Genomic DNA, 7,877 nt, shown 5'->3' with positions numbered 1-7,877 from the left:
AACGCCGCCGCGACCTCCTGACCGAATACGAAACCAGCCCAGGAGAACACATGTGCTACCCCCAGAGATGCCCCACATGCGGCAAGACCGGCTGGGCCGGATGCGGCCAACACGTCGACGACGTGATGCACTCCGTGCCCGTGGCTGAAAGGTGTTCATGCGGAGAAACTTCCGTCACAACGCCAAGGCCCGGCGCAGGCGGCCGATGGTGGCGCCGCTGACCCGGGCGATTCACCGATTCGTCCGCCCGCTGGCATCGCGCGAGACGATGATGGTCGCACCGGCAGTCGACACGGCTGGCCGGTCCAATGAGGAGGTGCGTCGCGGACTGGGTAATCGCAGTGGTCGGAGCGTTGCTCGTGGCCGTGGTGGTGCGCGACGTGTTTCACACGCTGTTTCATCCGATCGGCCACGGCAGCGTCGCGCCGCAGGTGATGAAGCTCGTCTGGTGGCTCCTGCGGTGGTTCCGGTCGGATCGCCGGATCGCATCGCTGACGGGCCCGCTCGGGATCGCGCTGGTCGTGTTGACCTGGGGCGCCATGGCCGTCCTCGGTTGGGCGATGCTGTACTTCCCGCAGATGGCGGACGGCTTCGCCTACGGCACCGAACTGAATCCTGCTGACCGCCACGCCGCATTCGACGCGCTGTACCTGTCACTGGTGACCATCGGAACGCTCGGTATGGGCGACATCGTGCCCATTTCGCCGTTCCTTCGCGTGCTCGTCCCGCTCGAGGCGCTATTCGGATTCATGCTGCTGACGGCAGCCGTATCCTGGGTGCTCCAGATCTACCCCGCCCTGCACCGGAGACGCGTTCTGGCGCTTCAGCTCTCGACTCTGCGGGAGGCTCGCCGAGCGAATCCCGATCTGAGCATCGACAGCATTCCCACCGATGTTCTCACTGCACTTGCCGCCGCCATCGTCGAAGCGCGAAACGACTTCACGCAGTATGGCGCGACCTACTACTTTCGTGACGTCGAAGCGGACGCTTCGTTGGCATCCTCGCTCGAATACGCGGCGCAGCTCGCTACCGATGCCGCCGGCAGTACGCGGCCACAGACGCGGCTCGCCGGTGCTCTCATCAACGCTGCCGTGGAGAGTCTTGCCGGTCTGCTCAACCAGGAGTTCCTGAGACTCGACGGCGACATCGACGCCATCATCCGGGCCTACGCCTCGGACCATCGACACGTCAACTGAGCTGTCAGAATATGTTCTCGCCGATCGGGTTTGAAAGATCCCCAGGCCTTCTCGAAGAGCGACTTTGCCGCGCCGCGAACCTTGGTCTTCACCGCGTCCGCGACCAACTTTGGCAGGTCGATCTTGCCAGCGCGGCGCGAACAGGCAGGCACCTGCGTCATGGTCGATCTCGGCAACTACAGGCGCTTTTTTCTTCGACTTCGGCTCCGGACGCACCTGCACGTCGACTACTACGTCGGTCGCCGCTGGATGGCCAAGACAGGGTCACCGATGGGAACTACTAGGGAGGGGCCCCGTGAGGGCGGTTCCTGGACCCACGTCCATTCCTTCTTCGAGCTACCAACACGATCAGCTCGTGCGTCTGAAACGATGGCTTGCCGCTGAGCCCAACGGGTTGGGGAGCACCGAGTTTCACCGGTCGGCGCGCAGGTAGGTCACGATTCCCCGGCAGTAGCCGCGGAATGCGCGTGCGGACTCTGGGGCGAGCTTTTTGTGTACCGCGTCTATGAGGATGAGCGCTCCAATCATGGTGATCGGTAGTGCGGCCAGGCCGATCAGGGGACTCACGGACGCGGCCACGGCGGTCAGATTCATGGCGGCCACGACGGCAAGAATTGCGACTGCGGTGATGGCGGTGCGCCGACAACCACCCATCGTGATCGTCCCTCCCCTCCGCTCGACGGGAGGCGAGAGGGTGTATCGGGTTTTCATCGGCTTTGCCAGGGTGATCGCAAGGTCCTCGGGCAGCGCCGCCCGCACACGTTCGCTTGCGTCGGTGATTGCGCCGTCGGGAAGGACCACCAGGGTGGGGTGGTGGATGCGGCACAACTCGGCGATGGCGTCAGCCAACCGCAAGGGGGTTCGTCGGCACTGATAGGCGTACCCGCTGACCGTTACGCTCCCATCGTCTGGTCGAACGGAATCGACGGTCCGCCGGGTGAGGTCGATGAGGTCCTCGGTGGTCAACGCGCGGTGGCGGGCTTGCCATAGCAGAAGCCGGATGTTGAGGGTGAGTGCGGGCGGCGGCCACAACACTACGGCGATTACGGCCGCGCCGGCTGACAGGGTGCGCGCGATGTCCGCCGCGTCGGGCGGTCGTTGACAGGTCGGGTCGATGACGACCAGGACGGTGGGAGGGCGCATGCCAAGCATGGGTTCCTCGCTTCCCGCAACGACTGTCATTCCTGCCGCTACAGACGCCATATTAGCGAAATGTGCTTCATAAAACTAGGTTCGCGCATATGCGTTCGCAAAGGCAGGTGGTCGGGCAGTTCTACGGGTTGCAGTACGGGCACCGCGTGGTGTCGGCGCTGGTGTCGGCGCTGGTGTCGGCGCGGCGTACGAAGGACGTGTGGGTGCAGGCGGGGTAGCCGTGGATGTCTCCGTGAATGAGATCGGTTGGCGTGCCGCAGCTGTGACAGGGAAGTCCCGCGCGCGTGGTGATGGTGCCGTAGCCCGGTGATCGGCAAGCGGAACCGGCGGTGGCCAGCCGTAGTGCGAGCCGTCGTGCGAGTCGCCTCAGCGCGGCGCGTCGCAGCGGATCGTGGATCGGCGGAACCGGCGCGCTGCCAACCGCCACATCGCACCTGAACTCCTCGCCTTCGCAATGCTAGCCCATCCGCTATGGCGAGTGCCTCGCCGGGATGGGGGCCGCGCGCTGTCGTCGCCGCGTGCGATCTGACGGTGTGGTCACCCTGGCCGGGTGCGATCCGAGGTCTTTGCTGCACTGGCGGGCACTTGCCATATACCGGCATCGTCGGAAAGGCGCTGCGGCACAGACTCAATCGCGGCAGAGGCCGACGCCTCAACCGAGTCCTGACCCGCTCACTGATTGTCCGGATTCGCAGCAACGCCCCGACCCAAGTCGGGCCGATGCCGCTCTTCGCCGCCAGACGGGTTGCACCACAACAGAAATCCCGCGTTCGTTCAAACTCTTCGTCTGACCCGACAGCTATTCGGAGCCCACGCCGCCGCGCAACCTGTTTCGGCACCCCCTTGCCAAGTGCTCCATGCGACCCGGGCACATCGGCCGGCGATGACTCACCTTGACAGGCGAAGCAGAGTTCGTCATTGTGATGTGTGAGGGGAGTACCTCAGCTAATTACTGTCGTCGTCAGCACGATTCGGCCAACCGCATCCGGCGCAGGCGCCCGTGGAAACTCACGGGTCGAGGAAGACCTCACCCAACATGTCGACGTGACGTGGCTACGTCTTTCTACGGTCGACGTTTGATCGACGGGATCTGCCATGACGAACTTCCCGCTGGCCCCACAGCCCACACCCAGCCGCCATTCCGATGGCAGCGCATCGCCAGTGCCGCGGTTCACCACCATCACCGCGAACGCCGTGGCGGCGCTGCAGACGCTACGCGCGTACCCCAGCATTTCACTGCTGGCCGCCACGCACCCCGCTCAGGGCATGCATCACGATGACATCGCGACCCTACGCGCACTGGCCGACCAAGCCCGCCAACGGCTCGACGCGGAGCGACTACCCGACACCGAACCGCTTCTGCGCCAACTTGACTCGATGATCAGCGACGCCGCCACCAGCCCAACTGACCGCGCGGTGGCGCTGTTCGTCAGTGCCTCGCACAGCGAGCGGGTCGACCTGCCGATCCCGGTGGTCAACCGCTGCGTGATCGACCCGACCTTCGCCACCCGCGATCTGGTGCGTGCCCTGCACCACACCCCGCGCCACGCCGTGCTGATGCTTTCCACCGATCAGGCCCGGCTCCTACACGGCCACGGGGCCACCCTGACCGCCGCGCCAGTAAGGACCTTCCCCCAACACCGCCGCACCGACGACCGACGCCACGGCCGCCGAGGGGACCAGCCGCTCGAGTTCCTGCGCCGCGTCGATCGGGCCTTGGGAGCCGCCCTGCGCCTACACCCCATGCCCTTGGTGATCGTCGCCGCTGAACCCACGGCATCGAAGTTTCGTCGACTCTCGCGCAACACCGCCCGGTTGGCCGGCACAGTCAGGGGTAACCACCTCACTACCTCGGCCACCGATGTCGTCGACCTGATTCGCCCAGTGCTACATGACTACCTACGGTCGCGCAGTAGGCAGGCGCTCGACCTGATCGAACAGCGTGCCGCCCAGGGGCGGGTGTTACGCGACGTCCACACTGCCTGGCTCGCCGCCCGCTGGGAACGCCCCGAGCTGCTCGCCGTCGAGGAGGGCTACGTCTTCCCCGCCCGCCTTCACCCCGACGGCGACACCCTCATCCACGCCGACGACGTCGACCATCCCGACGTGATCGACGACATCATCGACGAACTCATCGAAATCGTCCTGGGCCGCGGCGGCTGGATTGCCCTTCTGTCCCCAGGACAACTCCCGGCTGATACCCGCCTCGCACTCACTCTGCGTCAACGCTGAGCACCGCTCACCCCGGCCACCCGATCGACGGCGCGATCAAGTCGTGCCTGATGACTCGGAGACGGCCGACCGGGACAACACCCTTGACACATGAACTACATTTCATTAAATTGGTTTCTGGAGGGGAGTAGCCCCCCCTAACGGCGATCGTCATTACGGCATCACTGCCCGGTCGCCGAGGGCCGCGGATCGCGGCTCGGGCGAGACCTCCAGCGTGTTCGGTCACCGCTGGAGGAATCAATGTCTGTCGTCGTTCCCACTCGAAGTGAGCTTCTCGAGCGTCGCCGCCGCGTCGCGCTGGCAGCTCAAGGGCGAGACCTGCTGCAAGACAAGCGGACCGCTCTGCTGCGCGCCTTCTCGGAGCGCAGTCGCCTTCTGCTGGAACTCTTGCATGACGCCGAGGACGCAATGGGCGTGGCGCGCGCCGAGTTCGACGAGGCCTGTGTGGTGATCGGGCCGGCGGCGCTTGCCTCCGCGGCGCTCACTGGGCGGCCGCGGTTGGGTGTGGAGGTGTCGGCGACGGTGATCGCCGGTGTGGCCATCGTCGACCTGGAACACGACCCGGTGTCGAGAACCCCGGCCGAGCGTGGGCGCGCGCCGGTGTGCACCGACCCGCTGATCGACAAGCTGGCCGGCGCGTACGAGGACGCGATCGGCCGGTTCCTCCGGCTGGCCGCCCTGGAGTTGACCGTTCGTCGGCTCGCCGCGGAAATCGCGAGGACGACACGGCAAGTCAACGCCCTGGAGCATGTGCTCATCCCACGGCTGCAGGACGAGGCCCGCCGGATCGCCGGCGTGCTCGAGGAACGTGAACGTGAAGAAACCGCCCGTTTGCGGCGGATCCGCAACAACCGCCCCGCCACCGACGACGCACCCGAGTCGCGGAGGACACCATGACCGGTAGCACCCGCCCCGACGACCTTGCGACGATCCGGATGGCCGAGGAGCGCATCGCCGACCGGCTGGCCCGCGCGGGCGCCACGGACACGGCGCTCGCCGCGGCGCAGGAAGGGGCGGCGCGCACCCTCGCCGACGCCCGCGCCACCGCCGCGGCCCTGGCGCAGGCGCAGGCCGACCACATCGAGGCGGTCGGACGGACCCGCTGTGTGGAGGAGGACCGCGCGGGCACCAAGCGCGCCGATCGGTTACGCAGCGTCGCCTCCGGTCGGCTGCCGGGTGATGTCGCCATGATCCTCGCCGCGGTTCTGCCGAGGTCCGAAGCGGCCGCCGACGGCGAGAGAGGCAAGCGCTGATGCTGGTGCCGATGACGCAGCTGGAGCTGGTCGGACGCGCCGACCGGCTCGACGAACATGTCGCCGCGCTGCAGCGGCTGCGAGCTGTCGAACTCGTCGTCGTCGATGCTCCCGGCGACGAGAAGGCCGCCACCCGGCCTGAGCGGGAGGTGCTCGACCGCGTGCAGGCGCTGCTCGACCTGGCCGCCGCCCACGGCGTCGCGACCGCGGCAACCGCGACGGCTGAGACGGTCACGCCGACCGTTGACGCGGCTGCGCTCGTCGCCGCCGTGCAGGCCGCCACTCATGGGTCGGTCGCGGAGGCGGACGAGCTGCGCGCCGAGCTCGACACGCTGCCCCGCACTGCCGAATCGCTGGAGGCGCTCCTGCCACTGGTGCCTGAGTTGCGCGAGCTCACCGACGCTGACCTGTCCACGCTGCACCTAGCGACCGTTGTTCTGGTGCTCGACGATCCGCAGGGCGCTGTGCGCGCGGAGATCGCCGGTCAGCTCGACGAGTTGCTCGGCCGGACATACCTCATGGTGTCCGCGGCGGCCGGGGAGTCGGTGGGCTGCCTGGTGGTCATCCCGGACACCGCGGTGCCTGACGTGGAGGCGCTGCTGGGCCGCGACCAGGTGGCCGCGGTACAGCTTCCCGACCGGTTTGCGGGCCACTCGCTGAGCGCCACGATCGACGGAATGCGAGCGCGGCTGGAGGAGCTGCCCGAGCTGATGACGCGCTGCGAGGCTCAACTGGCGGCTGTACTGGCCACCTACCACGCCGCGCTGTTGGCAGCTCGGGACGACCTTCTCGATGCCCTCGAGCGAAGCGAGGCCGCGGAGGCCGCGGAGCGCGGACGTCGCACCTACATGCTGCGGCTGTGGACTCCACGTCACCGGGTATCCGAAGTGGCCGTGGCCCTCGCCGCGACTGATCCGTGCACCGTCGTGGCGGCACTTCCGCGCCGCGCCTGGCGCGGCAGCCCGCCCATTCTGCTGCGCAACACGCGGACTGCCCGCCCGTTTCAGCGCCTGGTGACCTTCCTCGCGTGGCCGCAGAGCGGGTCGCTGGACCCCACCGGTCTGATGGCGGTGGTCCTGCCGATTCTGTTCGGGATCATGGTTGGCGACATCGGCTACGGGCTTGCCTTGGCCGGAATCGCTTGGTGGGTCGGGCGCCGCTTCGGCCCCAACAGTGCCGTCGCGGCCGATGCGTCACGGGTGCTGTTGGTGGGTGGCGCCTGGTCGGTGGTGTTCGGTGTGCTGTTCGGTGAACTGTTCGGCGACTTGGGCAAGACGCTGTTCGGGTTGCCCGCGCTGTGGTTCTACCGCGGCGGCCCCGACGCCTTGGCCCCGCTACTCCTTTTCGTGTTGGGGGTGGGTGCGGCGCATCTGATGTTCGGTTTGCTGCTCGGGATTTGGCAGGCGGCGCGGGCGCGCCACACTTCCCACCTGCTGGAGCGGTCGGGTTCGCTGCTGGTGCTGCTCGGTTTGTTCGCGGTTGCGGGTGCTCTCACCGCCCTGCTTCCCCGTGGGGTGCTCACCCCGGCGGTGGCTGCAGTGGCGGTCGGCGTGGTCCTCTCGGGCATCCCCCACCGCGGCCTGGGCTTGCTGCTGGGCCCGCTGGAGGCCATTGCCGTCATCGGAAACGTGTTGTCGTACCTGCGTCTGGCCGCGGTCGGTTTGGCCAGCGTGTACCTCGCGATCGTCGCCAACGAACTGGGCCGGCAGGCACCTCTGCTGCTGGGCATCCTCATCGCGGTGCTGTTCCACGCGCTGAACCTGGCGCTGGCCGCGTTCAGCCCGATGATCCAGTCGATGCGCCTGCACTACGTCGAGTTCTTCGGCACCTTCTTCGACGGCGGCGGCCGCCCCTTCCGGCCGCTTGGTGCCGCTGCCGCGCCCGGCCCGGCCCGACCTCAACCCGTGCCCAACGCAGTGGCAGTCCCGCGATCGCGGGTCTCCCCGCTGGTGCCCGTCTCAGCCGTCGCTCGGCTGTGACGACCCCTCGACCCCGGCCGGATCTACCGCCCGGTGAACACCCGACAAAGGAAAGAAGGAACACA

The 7,877-nt window shown here is 67.5% G+C and carries 8 protein-coding genes; 6 read left to right on the top strand and 2 right to left on the bottom strand.

The window, feature by feature from the left end; genetic code table 11:
* Positions 1–50 precede the first annotated feature (50 nt).
* Together VET27_RS17585 and VET27_RS17580 are read left to right on the top strand one after the other, a co-directional pair.
* Positions 51–221, top strand: a complete 171-nt coding sequence (locus VET27_RS17585) for a DUF8730 family Cys-rich protein (protein ID WP_526520396.1) — start codon at positions 51–53, stop codon at positions 219–221.
* Positions 222–341: 120 nt separating this feature from the next.
* Positions 342–1,196 carry an ion channel gene (locus VET27_RS17580; RefSeq protein WP_526520390.1) on the top strand — a complete coding sequence of 285 codons (855 nt, stop codon included), beginning with the start codon at positions 342–344 and terminating at the stop codon, positions 1,194–1,196.
* Between the two features lie 411 nt (positions 1,197–1,607).
* On the opposite strand, the gene VET27_RS17575 is transcribed toward VET27_RS17580, so the two are convergent.
* Together VET27_RS17575 and VET27_RS17570 are read right to left on the bottom strand one after the other, a co-directional pair.
* On the bottom strand, positions 1,608–2,339 hold the full coding sequence (locus VET27_RS17575; RefSeq protein ID WP_526520388.1) for a hypothetical protein: 732 nt from the start codon (positions 2,337–2,339) through the stop codon (positions 1,608–1,610).
* Positions 2,340–2,469: 130 nt separating this feature from the next.
* Positions 2,470–2,775, bottom strand: coding sequence for a DUF6671 family protein (locus VET27_RS17570; protein WP_526520386.1), 306 nt, complete (start codon positions 2,773–2,775; stop codon positions 2,470–2,472).
* Between the two features lie 668 nt (positions 2,776–3,443).
* On the opposite strand from VET27_RS17570, the gene VET27_RS17565 reads away from it, so the two are divergent.
* The 4 genes from VET27_RS17565 to VET27_RS17550 all read left to right on the top strand — a co-directional run bounded on the left by VET27_RS17565 (position 3,444) and on the right by VET27_RS17550 (position 7,812).
* Positions 3,444–4,580, top strand: coding sequence for a baeRF3 domain-containing protein (locus VET27_RS17565; protein ID WP_526520384.1), 1,137 nt, complete (start codon positions 3,444–3,446; stop codon positions 4,578–4,580).
* 240 nt (positions 4,581–4,820) lie between these two features.
* The gene (locus tag VET27_RS17560) at positions 4,821–5,477 is read left to right on the top strand and encodes a V-type ATP synthase subunit D (protein ID WP_526520382.1); all 657 of its coding nucleotides are present in this window, start codon (positions 4,821–4,823) and stop codon (positions 5,475–5,477) included.
* The gene (locus VET27_RS17555) at positions 5,474–5,833 is read left to right on the top strand and encodes a hypothetical protein (protein WP_526520380.1); all 360 of its coding nucleotides are present in this window, start codon (positions 5,474–5,476) and stop codon (positions 5,831–5,833) included. The genes VET27_RS17560 and VET27_RS17555 overlap by 4 nt, the downstream gene beginning before the upstream one ends.
* Positions 5,834–5,844: 11 nt before the next feature.
* Complete coding sequence (locus VET27_RS17550; RefSeq protein ID WP_526520378.1) at positions 5,845–7,812, top strand: V-type ATPase 116kDa subunit family protein; 1,968 nt, start codon at positions 5,845–5,847, stop codon at positions 7,810–7,812.
* The last annotated feature ends 65 nt before the right edge of the window (positions 7,813–7,877 follow it).

It is taken from the genome of Mycobacterium sp. (assembly GCF_035633495.1).
Taxonomy (GTDB): domain Bacteria; phylum Actinomycetota; class Actinomycetes; order Mycobacteriales; family Mycobacteriaceae; genus Mycobacterium.
The sequence above is the reverse complement of the archived record's forward strand: the minus strand, read 5'-3'. Positions and strand labels throughout refer to the sequence as shown.

Coding starts and splice junctions, on each gene's coding strand:
- VET27_RS17575 (WP_526520388.1), bottom strand. CDS start 2,339: ATGCGCCCTCCCACCGTCCTGGTCGTCATCGACCCGACCTGTCAACGA.
- VET27_RS17555 (WP_526520380.1), top strand. CDS start 5,474: ATGACCGGTAGCACCCGCCCCGACGACCTTGCGACGATCCGGATGGCC.
- VET27_RS17560 (WP_526520382.1), top strand. CDS start 4,821: ATGTCTGTCGTCGTTCCCACTCGAAGTGAGCTTCTCGAGCGTCGCCGC.
- VET27_RS17565 (WP_526520384.1), top strand. CDS start 3,444: ATGACGAACTTCCCGCTGGCCCCACAGCCCACACCCAGCCGCCATTCC.
- VET27_RS17585 (WP_526520396.1), top strand. CDS start 51: ATGTGCTACCCCCAGAGATGCCCCACATGCGGCAAGACCGGCTGGGCC.
- VET27_RS17550 (WP_526520378.1), top strand. CDS start 5,845: ATGACGCAGCTGGAGCTGGTCGGACGCGCCGACCGGCTCGACGAACAT.